This is a genomic window from Streptococcus sp. 2106 (assembly GCF_013277315.1).
GTDB lineage: Bacteria > Bacillota > Bacilli > Lactobacillales > Streptococcaceae > Streptococcus > Streptococcus pseudopneumoniae.
The window spans coordinates 18,479-41,478 of sequence record NZ_VMMS01000037.1; the positions used below are offsets into that span (position 1 = coordinate 18,479).

Here is a 23,000-nt window from a genome sequence, read left to right on the forward strand (position 1 = left end):
ATCTATTTGTAAAAACTGGTCTTTTCTTCCAAACTTTTACGATAGTCTTCTTCGTAGTCATAGAGAGGCGTTGGGTAGTCACCATCAAAATAAGCGACACAGAGACCACCATTTGGCGCATCTGTTTCAATCCCAATCGAATCAATCAACCCCTCAATAGAAAGATAGGTCAGACTGTCCGCACCAATGATTTGACGCGTTTCTTCGACCGTATGATTGGCCGCAATCAGCTCCTGACGGGTCTGGATATCAATCCCGTAAAAACATGGATAAGCAAGCGCTGGACTACCAATGGCAACGTGAACCTCAGTCGCACCCGCTTCTTTCAAGAGCTGAACGATACGACGAGAGGTTGTTCCACGTACAATAGAGTCATCAATCATCACCACACGCTTGCCTTTGACAACACCAGAAACAGCAGATAGTTTCATCCGCACCCCTTGCTCCCGCAATTCTTGAGTTGGTTGGATAAAGGTCCGTTGGGTGTATTGGTTCTTGATAAGTCCCATTTCATTTGGCAAGCCTGATTCTTCCGCAAATCCCATAGCCGCGCTGAGGGAAGAATTGGGTACACCGACCACGATATCCGCCTCATGCTTGAATTCACGTGCCAATTGGGCACCCATACGTTTACGTGCCGTATGAACATTGACACCATGAATGTTAGAATCAGGGCGGGCAAAATAGATATACTCCATAGAACAGATTGCTAACTGAGTATCATCTGTATAGCTATCATACTGGATGCCCTTGTCATCAATGATCACAATCTCACCTGGCCTCAAATCACGAATCCATTCAGCACCAATAACCTCAAAAGCACAGGTTTCAGAGGAAACAACCACCGCTCCGTTAGCCATTTTCCCGATAGAAAGCGGACGGAAACCATTGGGGTCAAGAGCCGCAATCAACTTGTCCTCAAACAGCAAGATATAGGCAAAACCACCTTTGACAAGGCTGAGCGCTTCCTTGATTTTGCCCATCAGGCTAGGATTATGACTGCGACGAATGAGGTGAGCCAAGATTTCAGAGTCCGAAGTCGCACTGAAAATCGCGCCTCTTTGTTCCAGTTCTTTCTTGAGAGAGGCTGCATTGGTCAGATTTCCATTATGAGCCAAGCCAAACTGCATATCGTGAAAACGGAAGAGGAAGGGCTGGATATTATCTACAGAAGCTTCGCCAGCAGTCGCGTAACGCACATGCCCAATCGCACCAGTCCCCGTCAATTTATCTAAGTTAGCAGGATTTCTGAACACTTCTGATAAAAGTCCCATGTCACGATGGCGCTTTAGTTTTCCTTGGTCATTGGAAAGGATTCCTGCCCCCTCCTGACCACGGTGCTGAAGACTATGGAGACCAAAATAGGTCAATTTAGCAGCATCTGGATGCCCCCAGATACCGAAAACACCACATTCTTCATTAAGAGATTTTACTTCGTATGTCATTTTATATACCTAATTTTTATTTGTGTAGCACCAAGAGCTAAATCTACATGACTTTTACATTACTGATACTATCTATTAGAAAATCTGCAAGTATTATTTTCCAGTGAAATGTTTAACCGCTGACGCGAACAGGTGCTGGTCTTTATTTCCTGAGATATTTTGGAAAAGACCTTCCTCATAACGTTCTGAGTGGCCCATCTTACCGATGATTTGGCCGTTCTTGCTGGTAATTCCTTCGATGGCATGGACAGAACCATTCGGATTGTACTTAGAGTCCATACTTGGTTTGCCGTCAAAGTCAACATATTGGCTAAAGATTTGACCATTGTCACGGAGCTCTGCAAATTCCTCAGCCGTCACGACAAACTTCCCTTCACCGTGCGAAACAGGAATAGCGTGGATATCGCCCACTTGCACGCCAGTCAACCACGGCGAGTTGGTATTGGCAATACGGGTTTCCACCATCTTGGCCACGTGTTGGTTGGCATCATTGTAGAAGAGGGTTGGGCTAGTACTGTTAGCATCTTCAAAGTTTCCGTATGGAAGAAGACCTGATTTGACCAAGGCCTGGAATCCATTACAGATACCGATAATCAAGCCACCACGGACGATAAAGCTATCAATAGCCGCACGCACTTTTTCATTGAGCAGGATATTGACGATAAACTTAGCTGAACCATCTGGCTCGTCCGCAGCTGAGAATCCACCTGCAAAGAAGAGGATGTTAGCCTTGCCGATGTTGTCAACCATAGTTTCAACTGACTTGACAATAGCATCTTCATTCAAGGTCACGAATGGCACCAAGTTAACCTCTGCACCTTCTTTCTCAAAGGCCTTGGCTGAGTCATATTCTGAGTTGGTTCCTGGGAAGACTGGGATATAGACCACCGGTTTTTCAACTTTTTCTTTAGCTTGGATGACTGTGTTAGTAGCGACATCTGGAACTTCTGCTAGTTCTTTGGCTTGGGCAAATTCTGTTGGGTAAACTTCTTCCAGTTTTCCTTGGAAGGCACTGTCAAGCTTGTGTCCATCTAGCTTCACACCGTTGACAGTCAGTGTAAAGTCTGCACTTGTTTGACCGATTTTCTCTACTCCAGCGATTTCTTCAGGAGATGTGAAGACAAATCCGCCTAATTGAGCTGTCAAAGCTGTTTCAAGTTCAGGCAAGGTTACCTCTGCACCGATATGATTTCCAAAGGTAGCAAGTGCCAAACTTTCAAGCACACCACCGTATTTGACAGCCGATGCAGATGTTACTTTGTGACCATCTTGGATATCTTCAAACTGAGCAAAGTTAGACTTAATCAAGTCAAAATCAATCTCTGTAGAGAGGGCTTGACCTGGGATGTAGTAGATATTCTCCCCAGCAGCTTTGAACTCAGGAGAAAGTACCTTACGGCTATCTGCCGTCGTCACCCCAAAGGCAACCAAGGTTGGCGGAACGGTCAATTCTTCAAAGGTACCAGACATAGAGTCCTTACCACCGATAGATGGCAAACCAAGCTGAATTTGTGCCTCGATAGAACCTAGGAGAGCTGCTACTGGCTGACCAAAACGCTCAGCTTGTTTGTCCATGCGCTCGAAGTACTCTTGGTAAGAGAAGCGAGCCTTAGACCAATTGGCACCTGTTGCTGCTAGACGAGCTGTAGCTTCGATCACCGCATAGGCAGCACCGTGGTATGGAGACCATTCAGCTACATATGGGTTGAAACCTTGGGCCATGACTGACGCAGTATGAGTCACACCGTGTTGAACTGGCAATTTCTGTACAGAGGCCTCAGTTGGTGTGAGTTGATAGCGACCACCAAGTGGGTGATTAACCGTTGAACGACCAACAGAGCAATCAAAGATAGTCTGCAATCCTTTTTGACTCGCATGGTTGAGGTCAGATAGAACGGTAAGGGTATCTGCTTCCAGTGTTTCTACGCTTATTGTACGCTCTTCTGGAAGTTTGACGTCCTTGTCCACAACCTTAGCATCGACAACCACACGCACACCATTGGTGTCAAGGAAACGACGTTCCAAGTCGACAATGATTTCACCATTCCAGTGCATGACTAGATTTGGTTTTTCAGTCACTGTCGCAACCACAACAGCATCAATATTTTCTTTGTTACATTCCGAAACGAAGGCATCTACATCCTCAGGACGAACCACGACTGCCATCCGTTCTTGAGATTCAGAGATGGCAATTTCTGTACCATTCAAACCTTGGTATTTAAGAGGCACCTTGTTAAGGTCGATTTCAAGACCGTCTGCCAATTCACCGATAGCCACACAGACTCCACCAGCACCAAAGTCATTAGATTTCTTGATAAGACGAGTGACATTGCCATTACGGAAAAGGCGTTGAATCTTGCGTTCTTCGATAGCATTCCCTTTTTGAACCTCAGCTCCAGCAGTTTCCACAGACTCAACCGTTTGAACCTTAGAAGAACCTGTCGCACCACCGACACCATCACGTCCAGTCTTACCTCCAAGGAGGATAATAACATCACCCGCTTCCGGTTTTTCACGGACAACATTGCCCTTAGGAGCCGCACCGACTACTGCACCTAACTCCATACGTTTAGCTACAAAACCTGGGTGGAAGTACTCACGAACGTAGGTTGTTGCAAGCCCAATCTGGTTACCATATGAAGAATAGCCATGAGCCGCTGTTTTAGAAATAACTTGTTGTGGCAATTTCCCAGCGCGAGTTTCAGAAATCGGTGCTGTAATGTCACCCGCACCTGAGATCCGCATGGCTTGGTAGACATATGAGCGACCTGACAATGGGTCACGAATGGCTCCACCGATACAAGTTGCCGCCCCACCAAATGGCTCAATTTCCGTTGGGTGGTTGTGAGTTTCATTCTTGAACATTAGGAGCCATGGCTCTTTCACACCATCAACATCCACTTCGATTTCTACTGAGCAAGCATTGATTTCGTCTGACACTTCCATGTCGTCCAAACGTCCATTAGCACGCTCATAACGACCAAAAATAGTCGCCATATCCATCAAGGTTTGAGGTTTTTCAGAACGCCCCAACTCCTCACGCATGGCAATATACTTGTCATAGGTCGCCTGCAATTGTTTTTGGAATTTAGAAGCCGAGAAATCAATCTGTTTCAACTCTGTCTCAAAAGTCGTGTGACGGCAGTGGTCAGACCAGTAAGTGTCCAAAACCTTGAGTTCTGTTTCCGTCGGCACGCGCCCGATTGACTTGAAATAGTCTTGGATAAAGAGCAAATCATCCACTTCCATGGCCATCCCTTGCTCAGCCTTGTAGCGAGCAAAGTCTTCTGCTGTATAGCTTTCAAAGAAAGTCAATTTCGGAATGGTCTTGTCTGACTCTGAAAATTCCTGCTTGGCAATCTCTGTCGTGATGTCCTTGAGACGAGAATCAACTGGATTGAGCAAGTAGTTCTTGACCGCCTCTAACTCAGTCGCATCAATGTCTTTATTGACCAAGTAAAGTTGGGCTGTATTGACTGTCACATCACTCGAACTTCCCAGCAAAAGCAAGGCTTCCTGTGAAGATGCCGCACGCTGGTCAAACTGCCCTGGCAGGCTTTCAATGGCAAAGAAAGCATAGTTAGCAAGATCCGCCTGTACAGCAGCTTCATCTAAAACATGATCGGTTACCTGCTCAGAGAAGATGTGTTTCTCTGCAGGTGCAAACAAGTCCTCTGCCAAATCAAAGACATCATAAACTTGCACAATGCGAATACTTTTCAAAGTTGACAGTCCCAAGTTATGCTGGAGTTCTCTCACCAAACTCTCTGACTTAACCTGAAAATCAGCCTTTTTTTCAACAAAAATACGTTTATCCATCAATCCTTATTCCTTTATTTCAGCTCTTGCAATGTTCCCAAACAGCCTTGAGGTTGTTATTTCAATTCCTGCAACTTTTCCCAAACAATCTCATAAACGTGGTTAGTTCTCCCAATCCTCTACGGAGTGAAAAGGTCTGGGGGACCTTTTCAGCCTGAGTCCTTTTTGTTGAGAGACGAAGGTTTTCCGTTGCAAACAGATTATTTCAAACCTTGCAACTTCTCCCAGACAATCTCGTAAACATCTGTTAGTTCTCCCAATCCTCTACGGAAAACATCCTTATCCATGTGGTTGCCATCCGCATCCCACAAACGGCAGTTATCTGGTGAAAATTCATCTGCTAAGATAATCTTGCCATCCTTGTCAAAACCGAACTCTAGCTTAAAGTCAATCAACTTAAGCCCAATCTCAGCAAACCAGGCTTTCAAAAGTTCATTGATTCGACGAGTTTCTTCCTTCAAGTAGGCGATTTGCTGGTCATCCGCAATCTTTAGGAATTTCACATGCTCGTCATTGATAAATGGATCATCCAAATCATCATTTTTATAGTAAAATTCAACAATCGGAGTATCCAAGGCGATACCTTCGTCTACGCCAAAACGTTTTGAAAAGGAACCAGCCGTGTAGTTGCGGAGCACGACTTCCAAAGGAATAATCTCAACCTTTTTATTGAGTTGTTCCGTGTCTGAAAGTTTCTCCACAAAGTGAGTCGCCACATCAGCCGCATTTAATTTCTCAAAAATAAAAGATGAAATCTGATTATTCAAGACTCCCTTACCTGCAATCTGCTCCTTCTTGACACCGTTGAAAGCAGTCGCCTGGTCCTTGTAAGTTGAAATAATAAGATTTTCATCTTCAGTTGTATAGATATCTTTAGCTTTTCCCGAATAGATCAATTGTTTTGACATTTTAAAGTTCGCCTTTCGTATTACTTGAGCACATTCTACCATAAAAAACCTAAAATTACAAGAATTTAACCGAATAAATAACATAGCACCCTCGAAAATCATAAAGAAAAAACTGCAAGAAGAATCTTTCTCACAGTTTTAAAATCATTTAACTCTGAAAATACGAACATTACTCTTTGTTCAAAAATTGATCTAAATAATAACGCAGGTAACTTTTCTTGCCCGTAATCATCTGCAGGCGACCTTCCTCCCCGTACCGAAGTTTTTCAGCCTGCTCCGAAGTTAGATTAGTCTCCGCCTCGATTTTAAAGAAATTCCCTTTTTCAGTCTTGGTAGCTGTCGCATCTATGCTGGTAATAGTAGAATCTAGGAAAAGTTGATTCTTGGCATCATGAGTCGTCGTATAACGAACCGAATCACCGACCTTGATCCTTGCTACATCTTTTGAACTAAGATAAGCTGTTAGTTTAGCTTTCCCTTCTTTTTCCAAGGACGGATAGAGTTGGGCTAGTAGGGCGCCTTCTGCTACCATGGTAGAATCACTGGTCTCAGGATTAAGATGAAGCACCCCATCCTCACTCGCCGTAATTTTCCCCTTGTCTAGAAGACTTCCCTGAACCTTCTTGCCTGACTCTGCTTCCAAGATTTTCTGGTTTAGAAGGGTCAATTCCTGACCAACCTTTGCCAAGTGTTGGGATTTGAGAGATTCCAATTGACTGCTTAAACCTGACGCATAGGCTTGCTGGGTACCTGAACCTGCATACTGGACACGGTAAGTAGCAAGACTAGATTCTAACTGAGAAAGCTGCGCTTCAACCTGCGCAACAGCCTGAGCCTTAGCTTGCGGATTTTCCTCGCCCTGAGACTTGTAGGACTGGTAGAGAGAGTAGGCTAGATTCTGACTGGCCAAGGAAGCACCTGTTTCCATAGCTGACTTAGCTGTCTGGTAATCGCGAATTTTAGCCTCTGTTTGACTGATGAGATTCCCGATTTCAGCTTGGGTTTGACTAGTTGCTGCATTCTGGGACGCGATGGTCTCGTTTTGTTGCGATGTACTAGCCCTAAGACTGCCTGCTTGACTGATGTAGTCGCGAAAGGTGGCTTGGTAGCCAAACTTATCCTCCTCTGGAAAGTAATCCGTCCCTTCTTGCAGGCTCTTTTGCAAATACTCCAATTGCTTTTTTTGATCCTTGAGCATGTCCAACTGACTAGCATAGGACTCCGCTTGGATACTCTCTGCCCCTTCTTGATATTGAACTAACAGCTCTCCCTTTTTAACCAGCTTATTTTCTTCCAAATGATTGACAAGAATGCGATTGTTGCTAGTTGACTGGATATTTGCAAGGATACGACTAGGCTCGACAGTAGCTCTAGTAGACAAACTCATCTCCTTCTCTGCAAATGTTGCAAATCCAAGCAAAAACACGAGCAGAAGGGACATGGGGACAATCACCCGACTGGAAAAATTATGGTAACGACGATTATAAAACTCCGCACTTTCTAAAAATTCTGGTTTCATCCTCTCCTCTTTCTAGCTATTCACCAAATGGGCGTAAAAGCCACCCTGTGCAAGCAAATCAGCATGCTTTCCTTCTTCAACAATCTTGCCCTGATCCAAAACAACCACCTTCTCTGTCCGCTCAGCAATGGTCAAGCGGTGGGCGATGAAAATCAAGGTCTTGTCTAAAGCCATAAGATTATCGACAATCCGCTTCTCAGTCAAAATATCCAAACTGCTGGTCGCTTCATCCAAAATCAAGACCGGTGCATCTGTCAAGAGAGCACGCGCCAGAGCGATTCTCTGCCGTTGACCACCTGAAATCCCTGCCCCATCCGAAGTCAACTCTGTCTGGTAATTCAGTGGCATGCGCTCAATGTCCTCCCGAATCTCTGCCAATTCAACCGCCCGTAAGATGTCTTCCTGTGTCGTCCCCTCCTTGGCTCCCAAAAGAAGATTGTCCAAAATCGTTCCGTTAAAGACATAGGGCTGTTGAGGCAGATAGTTAATGTACTGGCGCAGGGCTTTTTTATCAATCTGATTGAGATTGACACCACCCAGACTAATCTCTCCCTGACTTGGGTCGTAAAAATTAACCATCATCTTGGCCAATGTCGTCTTACCTGACCCTGAAATCCCCACAAAAGCCACCTTAGAGCCTTGAGGAATGGTCAAATTGATATCCGACAAGACATCTCGACCATAGCCATACTTATAGTAAACCTGCTTGAAAGTCATCTCTCCCTTCATCAAGCTCAAATCCTCAACTGTTTTCTTCTCCTCAAACTCCGAAGCTACCAGATACACTTCATTTAAACGGTTATTGGCAACCTGCGCTGTCTGAAGCTTGGTTTGCAGATTGATGATATTTTCCAAAGGATTGGTAAAGTAAACAAGCAAGGTATTATAGGTAATCAACTGCCCCAAACTCATCTTGCCATCCATGACCAGAACAGCCCCCATCCAGAGAATGCCGACATTGAGCAAGAGATGGGCAACTTTTTTCAGAGCCTTTTGCTGACTCTCTGCCCGACTATAGGTAAAGGATTTCTTCAGATAATCCACAAATTCTTTGTCAATCTTTTGGTAACGCTGACTTTCACTGGTCAAAGACTTGATAGTCTCAATACCGTTGATGTCCTCAATGATAGAAGAAGACAGAACCGCATTGGCTTCCATGGTGTCCCGATTCATCTTTTCAAACGGCTTCATAAAGGCAAAGATAATCACTGTGTAGATAGGCAGCGCCAATAAGGTCATGAAAAAGAGATTGGTATTTTGTGAAAATAAAACAAGGGAAATAATGACAACCGTTGACACATCTAGGAAAATCGAAAGGATGGTCGAAGCCAGCGCATCGATAATACTGTTAGCATCTGTAAAACGAGAAACGATTTCCCCTGTCCGACGTGTCGCAAAAAAGGACATGGGCAAGTGAAAAACATGCTTGATATAGGACAAAATCACATCAATCGACAAGCGTTGCCCCAAAACAAGTAAGAGATACTCCTGAGCGTAAGACAAAATCTGCTGGAGAATATAGACGATAACCAGCCCAATAGAAATAATCCCCAGCGTCGAACGCATCTGATCTGGCACATAGGTATCAATGATAGACTGCAGATAATAAGAACCCACAATGTTAATCAAGGTTACCAAGAGTGTTGCCAAAACGATATTGGCAATCAAGCCACGCTGCTTCACTAATATAGGGATAAAAGAGAGCAGACCATTCTTTTGATCCTTATGAGGCTTGTAGTCTGGACTAGGTGCCATAAAAAGAGTCACTCCTGTCCATTCTTCCGCAAAACGCTCACGTGGCAGTTTGGTCAATTTCACCCCAGGATCTGGATCGGCAATATGAATGCTATCCTTATCCTGCCCAGTCACCACATAGTAGTGGAGCAATTTTCCTTCCTTAAGCACATGGGCAACAAAAGGAAAAGTCAAATCTGGCAAGTCAAAGAGCGTCATATCCGCCTTAATTGCTCGCGTCTCAAAACCAATTTCCTCTGCCACCTTGACCAAGCCCAAAGCCGTCGTCCCATCCATAGTCGTCTTAGCCAATTCTCGCAAGTGAGCCAAAGAATAATAACTACCATAATAGCCAAAAACCATGGCTAATGAAGCTACACCGCAGTCCATCTGATCCACCTGCGGACGATAGTGACGTTTCCCAAATTTCATATTCATCTCCTTTTCCTAATACTCAATGAAAATCNNNGATTTTCGAAGAGTATAAACTCATCTGATAACAACTATCTTACCCTAATCCCCAAACAAAAACTGGACTTCCTTCCCAAATGTGCCTATCTACCTCCCAACTGCACTTTTTAGATAAAAAAATAGGCAGAACAAACGTTCTACCTAGAAAATATAAGAATTCCAAGTTAATAAAACCGAAATGATTTCGTGTCATTATTAAGTAAAGAAAAGAAATTTTAGTATTTCTAAAAACTATTTATAATAGACACTATAGCATTAAATAAAAATGGTACAGAAAATACTACTGTCAATCTTAAATTTTTAAATCTCGCATAATTTGTTATCCCAATTAGTAATACTGTCAATATGCTGAAATAAGCAAACTTTATATCCGATGGATTAAATAAGTAACAAAGTAAAATGCTAAAACTTAAGGTTATATTTTTAGATAAAAGAACATCTCCAAAGTTCCTCTTATCCTTATCAAAAAATAATGTAATCAGAAAGAGAGAAAATCCATATTCAATAAGAGTTGCTATAAATGTGAAAACAACAGAAATCACTGTCAATATTGTTTCTATTTTAATTGTAAAAAGATTAGATAGTTCAGATAATTTATCAATTTGTTCATTTAAAATTCCCGACTTCATCAGTAAATCAATAAACAGATATAAAAGAAAAAGATAAATAATCAGATTCATTAACTTGTATAAACTATTATTTGTTTGAAATTTCATAAACCCGTCCTTCCTCTATTAAAATCCTTTGAGATTTGCTAATCAATTCTTGATGCAATAAATTATGAGATACATATATAACAGTAGAGCCTTCTTTCATGGAAATTAAGCGTTTAGCAATCATATCAATACTTCTTGCATCCACTGTTGATAAGGTCTCATCAATAAAAATATAATCCCAATTTTTAGCAAAAATTAAGGATAAGCCTAATTTGAATTTTGTTCCAGTAGAGGCTATCATATAGTTATCTCCGATTTTGTTATCAAAAAAAGTATTAATTTGTTCTTTATCCTCAAATGATAGATGAATTTGAAAAGAATCACACAATAACTGTAAATTTTCTTCTATAGTAAATGGAATAACCCCAAGCTGATTGGTATCAAGGTATAGTACATCTTTGGAGACACAATTCTTTAAACCACTATCAAAAGTCTCTAGCCCAGCTAAAAGTTGTAGAAGGGTGCTCTTTCCTGAACCATTCTCTCCTTCAACTCTGTAAATTCCTTTATCAATCTCGAGTGATATATTTTTCAGTATACATTTATCATAACTTTTGGATTCATTTTCAATTTTCATAATTTAATTCCCTCTATCAACGCTGCTAAAATTAATAAAATATAAGAAATGATATACCATTTTAAATTACTTTTTATATAAATAAGTATATTTTCAATTCCCCTATCCTTCAATAATCGGTATAAAAGATACTGACTCATACCTTGATACCAAATAAAATTCGGTATTTCAATAAGACCATGAGGTAATATTCCTTTTATTGTAGCTACTATTCCAATCATCTGACCAGATATACCCAATTGTATTCCTAAAGATAGCAAATCAAAAAGTTGCAATAAGGGCGAAATCGGAAAACAGAATAGATATAGCAAAAAATTTGTAGAATTTGCCTGTAAAACTGTCAATGTAAATTGTAATTCCAGTTTCGGAGGTATAGTAGCAAAAGTCTCACTTTTTAATATAAAGCTTAAAAGTAAACCTAGTGAAAAACAGACCGTACAAAATAACACATAGTAAATCAGAAAACCACTTTTTCTCATCTAATGCCCCCTACTAAAGTTACAAATAATATCAGAAAACAATATAAAACCAGAAAACTCCATCTCAATAAACTAACTGTACCTTTAATTAAAAATAGAGCTTTCTTATAATAGACATAGGCTATAAAATAATTGAATGGAATCAATAACAAATTCAACAAAATACTTTTTATATCATTACTATAACTTGTCACCGGAATCAAACATAACAACAATGAAAATTGTAAGAAAGAGATTAAATGCGTCAACATCATTAGTTGTGCATTCTTAAAAAAGAAATTCATTTTAGAATGATTAAGAGCAGATAATTGAAGTAAAGCTAGATCTACCCCAATTGAGGATTTATGATTCCCTATTATTGCCTCCATTAATGTGATATATATTGAGGTATAAAGAAACAATATTGGTATTTTTGTACCATCAATTGATAACATCGTCATCATATACCAAAATAGATAGGAAAGAAGAATACTAATCAAAATAAAAGAAAAAGTTAACCCTTTATTTAACCAACAAAAACGAAGCAATATAAATAGACTGCTACGAAATCTTTTTTGGCTCATTCGACTGCTTTTAAAATAGAAATTACTCGCATGATTATCTAATATTCCCATGACTAAAATAAAATAATTGAGTAGTATGACATAAATTACAACTTGTCCTTGTTCTATAGACAATAGTCCTATAGATAAAAATAAGAACAATTTACTTATAATTGAAAACAAACTAGGTAGAATTAAAGAAATAATTTGAATAACTATCAAACAAAGAGTAATGTATAAATAAAAATATCCAATAATATCTAGAAAATACAAAATAAATAAATAAATGAATGATTGTAAAATTTGGAAAGAATAATATTTCTTGACAATGGCAAGAAGATAGAGAAAAATATAGTTTTTCCTTATATAGAAAGTATTTATTTTTTTACTTTGGATAGGCAGTTTCATATTATAACGATTCAAAGTAGCGTAATCTACTACCAAAAAAAGTAAAAATAATTTCCCTTGAAAAGGAAGATAGCTTTTAAAATAGATTGACAAACTTATGATAACAAAAAACAAAAGGGTTATCCCAATAAAATTAAGATAACCTAAAATACTTTCACATTCTTTTTTAGAAAGTATTTTCATCTAGTTCTACCATAGAGCTGCTTGAGCAGCACTCTTCTTTTTCAATATATAAAGAACTGTTGCTGCAATACCCGAACCAATAGAACCTACTCCTGTGATTGCACCTACAATTGAAATTACTGCTGTAACTGTACTATAAGCACTAATCAAATTGACTACAGTAGCAGCAGCTTTTGTCGAAATTCCTAATGTCCCAGCCAACATAGGAAAAGAAACAACACCTAAGCTTAACCAACTAATGACTGCTAACATTGCTGAAACAATGAGAAATTTATTATGAAATTCCATTCTTTTAGATTTCATTTTAGTGTACTCCTTTTGTATATTATGTATGTTTTATTGAGAGTTAATTCGCACATGTTGTATTCCTAACTCTCTTCAAATGTTCGTCTATATTTTATACTACTTTTATTAACATATCTATAATAAATAAATTACTACTACATTTTCCTAGATTATCAAATTACTTTTATATCACTAAGACTCAATAAAAGATAATGTCTATTTAACTTTTATACGATTACTACCTCCTTTTTAGTTTACACTTCCTACATCATAAATAAACATACTCAACCCTCACAATCTCCAAATCACTCTTTTATATCATTGAAAATTGAGTTTCATCCTCTATACTAATGTAGGAAACCTATTAAAACATTCCTTTAATCCAATATAAGAATACTTTATTCCATTAATCTCTACCTGATATTATAGATAGAACCAAACTCTTATACTTAAAGGGACAAATAACGTTCCAACCATAATAAACCTCCTTTCTTTTTGAGAGCGTTTTCTTTATAGACTTAGTATAACAAAAACATGAAAAAAACAACATGACTTAGAAGTCAGGTTGTTGGGAAATCTATTTGTTTTTCTTCTAAGATTCTCTGAACTAATATCTGATCATCTAGCAATTCTGCTAGAGAAATTGCCTTTTCATAGAAACTTTCTGCCTCTAAAATATTCTTGTCTACAAATAAAGCATATTTTGCCTTTAGCAAAAATAGATGAGGTCGGTAAAAAACATGTCTTGTTTTAGCAATAATTTTCTCAAATGTTTGAATATATATCAGACTATCTTCTGTCTGAATTTGGATAAATAGGCTCAGAAGAACTTTTTCCATCTGAGCTAGGCTAGCCTTATCTTCATATTCTGAACATAGCAATACTTTTTGAGCTAACTCCTCAAAATGTTCTTTATCTTTTAATCCCATAGCACAACAAAAGAAATACAATTCAATAATCAACAAATCATTTACAGAAAAATATTTCTTTTTTAATAACTGCTGGAAATATTCTTCCACTAACCCTAAACCGTAGGTCACATCTGAACTACCATAAATATCAAAACGAGCTTGTGTCACATCCACAATTAACTGCTCTTCCTCAGGCAAATTCTCATAATAGTTTTCATATATTTCCTCAAGTATAGCTTCTTTTCGTTCGATTCTTCCCTTATCAGCGTAGGTTTGAGAATGAATCAGCTCATCTTTGAGTTTTAGGAATCCTTTTGGAATCTCTATAACCTTAACATCCACAATATTCTGTAATGATACTCCAAGTTTATCCGCAATCAATAATAATTTAGGAAGTGTTGCTAAAGCTTGCCCATTTTCAATACGTGCTAGCTGACGAATCGTCAACTCTGATTCATCACCACAAATATCTATCTGAGTTTTTCCACAAGATCGCCTAATAGTTTTGATTTTATAACCAATTTCACGTTTCAACTCATCCATAGTAATACTCCTTAAGTTGATTACAAAGATTTCTTTTTCTTCCTAATTCTTTTGTCAATCATGTACAAAACGATAATCGAAAACAGCGGTGGTACAATATAACTCTTTTCACTCATTGTCAGCTGAAATCCCAGAGTTGCTAGTATCTTAAAGATGAAAATATTCATCAAAAATAGAAAAACAAATACTAAAAAATATCTTAAAACCTTCTTCATTTCTTTTCTTCAACTCTCCTAATTTCTATAACTATTTTATCAAAAAAGTACGAACAACAATACAAATAAACTTCAAACGATATAAATAAACACCTCAACTGAACTTTTTGGCAAAAAATAGGCAGAACAAACGTCCTACCTACTAAAAATATGCTATTGAAAGGAAAATGATTTTTTTCTGACACCCTAGGCAAGCTTGGGACAAATAAATCATTGATAGTAACCTTTACGACATCCTATTTAAAGTTACTTCAATTTTTAATGTCTCTGCTATTTCTAAGCCACCTCTGGTATAATCTATTCCTAGTCAGAATAGATAACACCGTTCTAAATTACGATTCATAGTTACTCCTTTTTTTGATTCGTTACTATAAGACACCTATTCCCTATAGAGCGTCTACTACCTCAAATTTATCCATTCTTTTTTTCTTTACTTCTGTATAAAAGAATGAAGACCATCATAAATAATGCAATCGTTGGTATATTGAAACTATCAAACCAAGTAAGTAAAGATACTTTATTCATGTCAGCTACTAATCTGATGATGATATAAGACATTGAACTAAGTAATACCATAATTTCAGGCCAAACTTTCAGTATTGATTTAATAAATTTCATATTAAACTCCAATGTGATGCATTCCTAGATTCTAGCCTAGCCATTTTAGCGCAGACTAACAAGTCATTCTTAACTGTTTACTCTACTCGCTTTTTATTGACCTTATATCCTAGATAAAAGAGCCCAAATAAAACAGGGTAAATTTCTGGATAAAATAGGGTATTGATTGGATTTCTCAAAATCAAATACGTTGCGATGTAGATTATGAGCGATACGGTAAAATAACTCTCAGCAAAGCCTAATAAAAATGTTTTCATAGAAGACTCCTATTTGCCTGACAAGAATGGCGGAAAAACGTTACCATTCATATACACAAAATCCTTTTGATTCATGTTCTTCATTTATAGTTTTGATTATTTTTTGACAAATCTTTGCGAAAAATACCAAAATATCCTGAGAAAAGCAAACCAACTAAAGTCCATTGCCAATTAAAGGATACTAACGAACCTGTACGAATCACATGAAGCGCGACATTAAGAGTTATTCCCAACAAAGGACATATCGTGGCTAGTTTAGGTAACAATGTATTGAGATTAAGGTTGCGACTGTTCATTATCTAACGCCCACGACGAGCAAAATCTGAACCAAATTTGTAACCAGCATTAAAAATTTGTACAGCAGCATTCAGTACTCCTGCAATCCCAACTGCTTCCGCAAGACCAAAACCACCTTTTGTTCCCACTAATTCATCGTCAGATAATTGATAAAATTGTTCTAAGTTCATATTCGTCATTACTCCTTTGTATTATATTTTATTGCTATGTAAATGATTAAAATGAGTATTGGATAAGTAAATACTTCTGAAATATCCATAAAATTTATACTATACTGTCCAGATAATATTTTATAATCAATTAAAATTTGAACGATAGTAAAAATAATACGTAGCGATAACAATACCCCTAATAATATCACTTCTTTTTTTAAAAACATAGAAATGCCTCTCTGACTACAATCAGATTATGGTCTATTCGCATAATACCCCAAAGCTGCTCCTCCAGCAAAAAGCGCTGCTGCTCCACCTGCTACTGCTGCACCTATCTTCCAGATAGACACTCCGGCGATTACAAGAGGCAATGCTCCCCCATCCACATCCATCAACTCTTCTTCTGTAAGAGCTACAAAGTTCTGTTCCATTTTGTCAAAATTTGTCATCTTTTTTCTCCTCTTGTTCTATTTTTTCTAAATCTTATCTTCTAAAAAATGGGGTTCCAATAAATATACCGCGTAACAATAGACCTGTAATTAGACCCCGTTGATAACTTTCCTTGCTACCACCCACCAGCAAAGCTAAGTCGCTCTCCTTTAATACTTCAATAGTATACTTATCATTCATTTCATTCATCTCTTATCCTCCTAAAAACCAAAACCTCTACGAAATCCAATGTACCAATCTGCAAGGGTCTTCACCCAACTTTCTCCACCTTGAATATCGGTCAATTCTTCCGAAGTTAGCTCAACAAATCCGTAATAATGTTCTTTCATTATTTTATTCCTTTCTTTTTCTTCTCACTTATCTATTCGAAAAAAATTTCAAAAATGTACAACTAAATTAAATTTTATTTAAAAAATAATTTAATGAACCATGAATAGAAAATTGGCAGATACATAAAGCAAACTCCTTTCTTTTTCCTCTTACTTATCTATTCGAAAAAAATTTCGAAAATGTACAACTAAATTAAATTTTATTTGAAAAATAATTTAATATACCATGAATAGAAAATCGGTAGATACATGAAGCAAACTCCTTTTCTTTTCCTCTTACTTATCTATTCGAAAAACAATTCAAAAATGTACAACTAAATTAAATTTATTTAAAAAATAACTCAGTGAACCATGGGTAGAACATTGATATAAACATGAACTAGGCTCCTTTCCTTTTCCTCTTACTTATCTATTCGAGAAAGAATCCAAAAAAATAAGAATATCAGAAAATTTTCCGACATTCTTATTGATAAATTTGTAAGTCTATTAAAACTATTCTACCTTGTAAAAAAATCCCTCGGTACTACCATTGATAAGTTGGTGTCCAAACCATAAGCGGTCTTGTGTAATATCAGACGAGTCAGTATAGCCATTATCTGAAGAAGAGGTGACAGACATGGTTATAGGGATTCCTGCCGGTAAAAAGGCAATAGCTGCACCAGCACCTCCATCTTTAGAAACAGAATTTGCCTTAAGATAGTGGTCAATTTCTTTAGCATGTTCAATTGAAATTTTGGACTTATCACTTACTAAACCATTTTTGTCGAAAGTAAATTCAATACCTGAACGATTCCTCCAAGTGCCTGCGACACTAGAAAAATCTCCATTTTGAATTGCAGAAATATCCATCCCTTTACTTTCTGACGGAAAGGAAGATTCTTCACTTATGAGACTTGTGACAGATTTCCAAGAGAAAGATCTTATGTCAAGGGAAGGTGGTTTTGTGCCCATTCCCTCTTCTGTATCTGATTCGATAACTAAGTCTAATCGTGTTCCATCCTGATTGAACTTGTATAGTTTAAGTTGGATTTGATTAATAGATACTCGGGTAGATAATTGGAAATAGCCATTTTCTAAAGGATTAAAATGTACTCGCTCTCCAATAAAGTCCAGATTGTTTTCTGCATTGGTCAGTCGAATAACTTCGTCATTTTTAAGAGTTCGAATATCTAATAAATCGTAATAGTTAGAATCCGTTTTAAGGGCAACCAAAAGTTCGTCCGTACCATTTTGGTCTAAATCATACAAGCTGTATTGTAGTCCAGAGTATTCTTTAGGATAAGTATTTTTTAAGTTTGCTTTTGAATTGAGCTCTTTAGGTGAATCTGATGAATCATCTAATACTTTGGCATATTCTTTAAGGACAGGATTATATAGGGTGTAATCATTTTTCTTCTCTTCTGATGTGGAAGTAGGCGAACTGCTACTAGAAGTAGTTGTTTCAGAACTTTCTGAGGAAGTGTTTTTACTCTGAGGTTGGCAAGCTGTTAAAATGGAGATAGCTAAAATACTGATACTGAATAGAAATAATTTTTTCATATGTTTAATCTTACAATTTGAAATTGTTTTTATACCCACTCACCGTTGTAATTGACACGATAACCGTCAGGTGTAGTTGTATTGATTGCGAGTGCACCAGAGCTATAGGCATAGTACCATTTGCCAGATACTTTCATCCAGCCTGTTTTCATAGCTCCTGAATCTTGAAGGTAGTACCAGCTACCGTTATCTTTGACCCAACCTGTCTTCATCGCACCTGAGCCGTCGAGATAGTACCACGTGCCGTTGTCTTTTACCCAGCCAGTTTGCATCCAACCAGAGTTATCAAAACGATACCAAACACCATTGATTTTTTCCCAGTCATTAGTTGTATAAGTGCCATCTTCGTGTTTATACCACCAGCGACCATTCGAATACATCCAAGTAGATTTAGACTGATGGGTCGTCATGGTTGTATCCGTGTTAGAATAGTTTCCAGATGACGAACTTGTAGAAGTTGACGAGCTAGATGGATTCGAACCTGATTGAGTTGTGGTGTTAGTATTTGAATTTGTTGAAGGATTTCCGATAGTCACCTCTTTTCTAACTTTAAAGACACGTTTTCTATTATCAACTGAGTGATCGTGCGGAGAGCCAGCTTCTCCAGACATCTCCAAGATGTATGTTCCGGCAGGAAACTGTCTGATATCGAAAACATCCCCTTTAAATTTATTACTATAAATTAAAGGCAAAAGAAATTGGTCGTTGACGTCATTAGTTAGACCACTAAAGATGACATCATTATTATGTTGGCACACAATCTTTCCGGTAGCCTTATCAATTAGAGTAACATTTCCTCTAGCTGCATTATCTCCTCCGTGTTGTAGTGGCTCTGAGAGTACACCTTCAAAATTAAATCCAAAATGATGAATTTCAACCTTTGTAATTGTTGCTTCTATTTGTTTTTCAGTACTCGTATTCGAGATAGTATTTGCTTGATTATTTGATAAGACTTCTAGTTTGGTTACATAAGTGTAAAAAGGACCACCTTTTCCCAGATTTTCTCTGACATCAGCAGTTAACTTATAGCGAGTACCATTTAGCTCAAACTTCATGGTATAGATACCATAGTCTGTTGCTTTAAAGACAATTGTTTTACCGTTGAATGTGGCGATATCATTGGATTCAAAACTTGCAAATTGCTTAGAAAATTCTTGTCTATAAGCTTTGTCTACATAATCAACCGTTATAAATTCACTATTACCTTTAGAAAATGCTCCGAGTTGTGCTTTTCTTTTTTCTACAAGCGTCACATCTGTTGCGACTAAATCTGTATCACGATAACCAATAGCAGGGACTTCAACATAAGCATTGGCTGCTGGAGACCATACTTTGACCATTGGAATGTCTGCAGCATTGACACTTGAAATTGTAGCTCCTGTTGCTACAAGTGATAAAACTGCTGTAGTCGTTAAAACGATTTTTTTCATAATTTTTGTATTCCTTTTCTTTTTATCTATTTTTTATAATCTTATCCTATACCCATTCACCGTTGTAATTGACACGGTAGCCATCAGGGGTCGTCGTATTGAGTGCGAGGGCACCAGAGCTATAGGCATAGTACCATTTACCAGATACTTTCATCCAGCCAGTTTTCATTGCACCTGAACCGTCGAGATAGTACCAGCTACCGTTATCTTTGAGCCAACCAGTCTTCATAGCGCCTGAACCGTCGAGATAGTACCAAGCCTTACCGTCTTTCAACCAACCTGTCTGCATCCAGCCTGAACTATCGAAGTGATACCAGATATTATCTAATTTTGCCCACTGATTGTAAGGGTAAGACCCATCAAGTTGCATAAACCACCAACGAGAGCCCGATTGTTGCCAAAAACCCATACCCCTACCAATATCTTGCATTTGAAAAAAGAAACCTGGTTTATTAGTCCCGTTAGACTTACCTTGTTTTGTTTTCTTACTGGTATGAGTTCCGATTGCCTTCAAGTCTTTGTCAAAAAGATTCGCCTTAGTCGCAAATGTTTGAATCTGAGAAGAATTTGCTTCTGTATATTGAATGGCCTTTCCATAACCACCAGCTAATTCTTCAGAGCCACCAGATGCTGTTCCGAAACTTTGTGCAATGGTAATCCATCCATTTTGAGTGACAGGGTTTTCAAAGGCTGCCAAACCCATATAGGTCAATTCTGGATTGATTAAGGATTCGTAGTGTCCAGTTTGACCAGATACACTTGCCCCACTACGAGATTTGACGTAATCTGCTTTTTCCTCATACCATTGATTAATAGCTATCATAAATCCATCATAGTTCCAAGCTAAGTTTTCGGCTAGTGAAAAATTCCCTGAAGGCCAGGCACTCCAAATATCTTTATTAGATAAACGTTTATGATGCCTAGTTACAGAAGCTTCTGCTGCCCGAACGAAGGCTGTTTTTTCTAGCGCAGTTGACCATTTGATAGGAACATAGCTAGTAACTAGACCTTCGTCTGCTGCCTCTTTTCGAATGGCATTGATACGGTCTAAGATAGCCTGTTTATCTGGCGTTAAGAAAGTCCCTTCAATCCCAACCAGAGTAGTACCAGAAGAAGTACTAGTAACCTCAGAGTTTAAGATATTGTAGGATTGACCATTGATTGCTTGAGTGGAAACCAGCCTATCATTAGCAGCTACTGATTGTGATGTAACAATTCCTACCCCAAGAAGTGATAGAGCTGAAATCGTTGCAAGTGTGAACTTTTTAGCTTTGGTGTCCATTTCGTGTCCCCCTATTTTTATTTATTGTAAAGTAATCAGTTTGTCCTAAAACCTAGACTTTTTTGGACAAACTTGATAAAATGGAAGTGTAATAATAATCGGTCAAAATGCTTGATTTTAGAACCTTTTTTTCTAACGAAAACGGCTCTAGAATAGAGTGTATTTCCTGTCAAAAAATCCTAGGTTTTTTGACAGGAACTATGAATTTTTTATCCAATTATGAAAGGTGCTTTTTGATACTCCTAAGATGTCTGCACCTTCTCGTAAGGTTATTTCTTTTTTCTTATATTGAGCTATCACATCAGGGAAATTATTCGGGACAACCAATTTTGGTCTACCGAATTTCTTCCCTTTTTTCTGTGCTTCCCGTATTCCTTCCATTTGTCTTTGTTTGATTTGTTCTCTTTCAAACTGTGCCACATAAGATAGGACTTGTAAAACGATATCGGAGATTAGTTTTCCTGTGATATTATCATTGCTATTCTTTGTATTTAATAAGGGGAAATCTAAAACAGTTATATTTACTTTCTTTTTCTTAGTAATCGATTGCCATTGTTCTAAAATTTCATCATAGTTTCTTCCCAACCTATCAATTGATTTAATAACCAATTCATCATTTTCTTTCAAGGTAGTTAATAATTTTTGATATTCCATTCTGTCAAAATCTTTTCCTGAAACGTAATCAATAAAAATATTCTCTTTTGATAATTTGTTTTCTACCAATGCTGAAAATTGCCTATCAATATTTTGTTCTCTTGTAGATACTCGAACATAACCGTAACGCATAAAAACTCTCCTTTTACACTTATTGTAAAATATAAAAAAGGGCAAAATGCCCTCAAGGAGTAGTGTATTCAATTTCTAGCAATTATATATTAGTTCAAACTGGTTCATCAAGCCTTAAAAGTATGTAAAAAATCACAAACTAAGACCTCCTTCATTCCTTTTCTTCAACTTTCCTAATTTCTATACCTATTTTTTATCAAAAATACATGTAAAACTCCAAATGATGCAAATAGACACTTCAACTGCACTTTTTAGCAAAAAATAGGCAGAACAAACGTCCTACCTACTAAAAATATGCTATTTTGAAAGGAAATTGATTTTTTACTGACACCCTAGGCAAGCTTGGGACAAATAAATCATTGATAGCAACATTTACGACATCCTATTTAAAGTTACTTCAATTTCTAATGTCCCCGCTATTTATAAGCCACCTCTGGTATGATCTATTCATAGTCAGAATAGATAACACCGTTCTAAATTACGATTCATAGTTACTCCTTTTTTGATTCGCTACTGCAAGATTCCTATTTACCTGATAAGAGGAGAGATGGTCCTCTTTACATGTGCAAGATAATTTTGAATCAGATTCATCATTTATCGTTTTGATTATTTTTTGACAAATTTTTCTGTTTTCTTCTCCGAAGACTTTAAAAATTTTTTTCTAATTAGATCATCCATATAGGGACCAAATATACCAACTACTAAACCAATAATAAAACTTTTAAAATCCATAATTACCACCAACATGTCGCTGCATAGGCCACACCTCCAAATATAGCTCCTCCCGCAGCACCAGTTGCTGCACCTTGCCATGTTCCTGTTTTAATTCCTAGCTGAAGACCTCGTGCTGCTCCTCCTCCAACACCTGCTTTGGCAAAATCTCCCCAATTGCATCCGCCACCTTCAAGGCAAGCAAGTATCTCAGTATCCATAATTTCAAATTGTGACATCGTTTTTGTATTCATAACGAATGCCTCCTTTTTTATTTTAATGCTTGTCTTGTTGCAAACTTGACAAGTTTGGTATAGCAGTGTTTATTAAATTGTTTCATCCAAATCTTGAATTACTGAAATAATCATTCCCTGTATTCCTCTTATTTATCTAT

26 protein-coding genes and 1 pseudogene are annotated in these 23,000 nt (G+C 37.7%); all 27 read right to left on the reverse strand.

All coding sequences use genetic code 11. From position 1 onward, the window contains the following. Positions 1-2: 2 nt before the first annotated feature. The 27 genes and pseudogenes from purF to blpU all read right to left on the reverse strand — a co-directional run bounded on the left by purF (position 3) and on the right by blpU (position 22,860). On the reverse strand, positions 3-1,445 hold the full coding sequence (gene purF / locus HT723_RS04585) for an amidophosphoribosyltransferase (RefSeq protein ID WP_172934738.1): 1,443 nt from the start codon (positions 1,443-1,445) through the stop codon (positions 3-5). Positions 1,446-1,538: 93 nt separating this feature from the next. Further along, positions 1,539-5,264 carry a phosphoribosylformylglycinamidine synthase gene (locus HT723_RS04590; RefSeq protein ID WP_172934739.1) on the reverse strand — a complete coding sequence of 1,242 codons (3,726 nt, stop codon included), beginning with the start codon at positions 5,262-5,264 and terminating at the stop codon, positions 1,539-1,541. A gap of 56 nt (positions 5,265-5,320) precedes the next feature. Next, a pseudogene (locus HT723_RS11895) lies at positions 5,321-5,463 on the reverse strand (phosphoribosylaminoimidazolesuccinocarboxamide synthase). A gap of 1 nt (position 5,464) precedes the next feature. After that, positions 5,465-6,172: a phosphoribosylaminoimidazolesuccinocarboxamide synthase gene (purC, locus tag HT723_RS04595; protein ID WP_166731940.1), complete on the reverse strand. Its 708-nt coding sequence runs from the start codon at positions 6,170-6,172 to the stop codon at positions 5,465-5,467. Between the two features lie 169 nt (positions 6,173-6,341). Continuing rightward, the gene (gene comB / locus HT723_RS04600; protein WP_172934740.1) at positions 6,342-7,691 is read right to left on the reverse strand and encodes a competence pheromone export protein ComB; all 1,350 of its coding nucleotides are present in this window, start codon (positions 7,689-7,691) and stop codon (positions 6,342-6,344) included. Between the two features lie 12 nt (positions 7,692-7,703). Beyond that, positions 7,704-9,857, reverse strand: a complete 2,154-nt coding sequence (comA, locus tag HT723_RS04605; protein WP_172934741.1) for a peptide cleavage/export ABC transporter ComA — start codon at positions 9,855-9,857, stop codon at positions 7,704-7,706. 263 nt (positions 9,858-10,120) lie between these two features. Next, positions 10,121-10,612, reverse strand: coding sequence for a hypothetical protein (locus tag HT723_RS04610; RefSeq protein ID WP_000671992.1), 492 nt, complete (start codon positions 10,610-10,612; stop codon positions 10,121-10,123). Next, positions 10,593-11,189: an ATP-binding cassette domain-containing protein gene (locus tag HT723_RS04615; RefSeq protein WP_172934742.1), complete on the reverse strand. Its 597-nt coding sequence runs from the start codon at positions 11,187-11,189 to the stop codon at positions 10,593-10,595. The genes HT723_RS04610 and HT723_RS04615 overlap by 20 nt, the downstream gene beginning before the upstream one ends. After that, positions 11,186-11,668 carry a stage II sporulation protein M gene (locus HT723_RS04620; RefSeq protein ID WP_001232096.1) on the reverse strand — a complete coding sequence of 161 codons (483 nt, stop codon included), beginning with the start codon at positions 11,666-11,668 and terminating at the stop codon, positions 11,186-11,188. The genes HT723_RS04615 and HT723_RS04620 overlap by 4 nt, the downstream gene beginning before the upstream one ends. Beyond that, positions 11,665-12,801, reverse strand: a complete 1,137-nt coding sequence (locus HT723_RS04625) for a hypothetical protein (RefSeq protein ID WP_000698831.1) — start codon at positions 12,799-12,801, stop codon at positions 11,665-11,667. Before HT723_RS04625 ends, HT723_RS04620 begins: the two co-directional genes overlap by 4 nt. A gap of 6 nt (positions 12,802-12,807) precedes the next feature. Then, on the reverse strand, positions 12,808-13,104 hold the full coding sequence (locus HT723_RS04630; RefSeq protein ID WP_000837727.1) for an uberolysin/carnocyclin family circular bacteriocin: 297 nt from the start codon (positions 13,102-13,104) through the stop codon (positions 12,808-12,810). A 542-nt stretch (positions 13,105-13,646) separates the two neighbouring features. Beyond that, complete coding sequence (locus HT723_RS04635) at positions 13,647-14,540, reverse strand: XRE family transcriptional regulator (RefSeq protein WP_138706030.1); 894 nt, start codon at positions 14,538-14,540, stop codon at positions 13,647-13,649. A gap of 20 nt (positions 14,541-14,560) precedes the next feature. Beyond that, positions 14,561-14,755, reverse strand: coding sequence for a hypothetical protein (locus tag HT723_RS11530; protein ID WP_000757185.1), 195 nt, complete (start codon positions 14,753-14,755; stop codon positions 14,561-14,563). Positions 14,756-15,166: 411 nt separating this feature from the next. Then, positions 15,167-15,373, reverse strand: coding sequence for a hypothetical protein (locus tag HT723_RS04640; protein WP_023938646.1), 207 nt, complete (start codon positions 15,371-15,373; stop codon positions 15,167-15,169). A gap of 77 nt (positions 15,374-15,450) precedes the next feature. After that, positions 15,451-15,630 carry a hypothetical protein gene (locus HT723_RS04645; RefSeq protein ID WP_023940560.1) on the reverse strand — a complete coding sequence of 60 codons (180 nt, stop codon included), beginning with the start codon at positions 15,628-15,630 and terminating at the stop codon, positions 15,451-15,453. Positions 15,631-15,710: 80 nt separating this feature from the next. Beyond that, the gene (locus HT723_RS11535; protein WP_078929797.1) at positions 15,711-15,926 is read right to left on the reverse strand and encodes a bacteriocin immunity protein; all 216 of its coding nucleotides are present in this window, start codon (positions 15,924-15,926) and stop codon (positions 15,711-15,713) included. Between the two features lie 3 nt (positions 15,927-15,929). Further along, positions 15,930-16,097 carry a class IIb bacteriocin, lactobin A/cerein 7B family gene (locus HT723_RS04650; protein WP_001047582.1) on the reverse strand — a complete coding sequence of 56 codons (168 nt, stop codon included), beginning with the start codon at positions 16,095-16,097 and terminating at the stop codon, positions 15,930-15,932. Between the two features lie 8 nt (positions 16,098-16,105). Next, positions 16,106-16,306 (reverse strand): hypothetical protein, encoded by a 201-nt coding sequence (locus tag HT723_RS04655; protein WP_000478865.1) that lies wholly within the window; start codon positions 16,304-16,306, stop codon positions 16,106-16,108. 27 nt (positions 16,307-16,333) lie between these two features. Next, positions 16,334-16,528, reverse strand: a complete 195-nt coding sequence (locus tag HT723_RS04660; protein WP_000180815.1) for a class IIb bacteriocin, lactobin A/cerein 7B family — start codon at positions 16,526-16,528, stop codon at positions 16,334-16,336. A gap of 34 nt (positions 16,529-16,562) precedes the next feature. Beyond that, positions 16,563-16,718, reverse strand: a complete 156-nt coding sequence (locus tag HT723_RS04665) for a hypothetical protein (RefSeq protein ID WP_001004584.1) — start codon at positions 16,716-16,718, stop codon at positions 16,563-16,565. Between the two features lie 11 nt (positions 16,719-16,729). Beyond that, a complete protein-coding gene (locus HT723_RS04670) occupies positions 16,730-16,858 on the reverse strand; it encodes a smi_0059.1 family bacteriocin-like peptide (RefSeq protein ID WP_000658224.1) in 129 nt (42 codons plus the stop codon). Between the two features lie 492 nt (positions 16,859-17,350). Continuing rightward, on the reverse strand, positions 17,351-18,397 hold the full coding sequence (locus HT723_RS04675; RefSeq protein WP_172934743.1) for a DUF6287 domain-containing protein: 1,047 nt from the start codon (positions 18,395-18,397) through the stop codon (positions 17,351-17,353). A 29-nt stretch (positions 18,398-18,426) separates the two neighbouring features. Further along, complete coding sequence (locus tag HT723_RS04680) at positions 18,427-19,827, reverse strand: N-acetylmuramoyl-L-alanine amidase family protein (protein ID WP_172934744.1); 1,401 nt, start codon at positions 19,825-19,827, stop codon at positions 18,427-18,429. 46 nt (positions 19,828-19,873) lie between these two features. Next, a complete protein-coding gene (locus tag HT723_RS04685) occupies positions 19,874-21,109 on the reverse strand; it encodes a CAP domain-containing protein (RefSeq protein WP_119942187.1) in 1,236 nt (411 codons plus the stop codon). 198 nt (positions 21,110-21,307) lie between these two features. Further along, complete coding sequence (locus tag HT723_RS04690; protein ID WP_100104700.1) at positions 21,308-21,895, reverse strand: recombinase family protein; 588 nt, start codon at positions 21,893-21,895, stop codon at positions 21,308-21,310. Between the two features lie 606 nt (positions 21,896-22,501). Continuing rightward, positions 22,502-22,627: a PncF family bacteriocin immunity protein gene (locus HT723_RS11900; RefSeq protein WP_007284823.1), complete on the reverse strand. Its 126-nt coding sequence runs from the start codon at positions 22,625-22,627 to the stop codon at positions 22,502-22,504. 2 nt (positions 22,628-22,629) lie between these two features. Further along, a complete protein-coding gene (blpU, locus tag HT723_RS04695) occupies positions 22,630-22,860 on the reverse strand; it encodes a bacteriocin-like peptide BlpU (protein WP_001093485.1) in 231 nt (76 codons plus the stop codon). Positions 22,861-23,000: the final 140 nt, after the last annotated feature.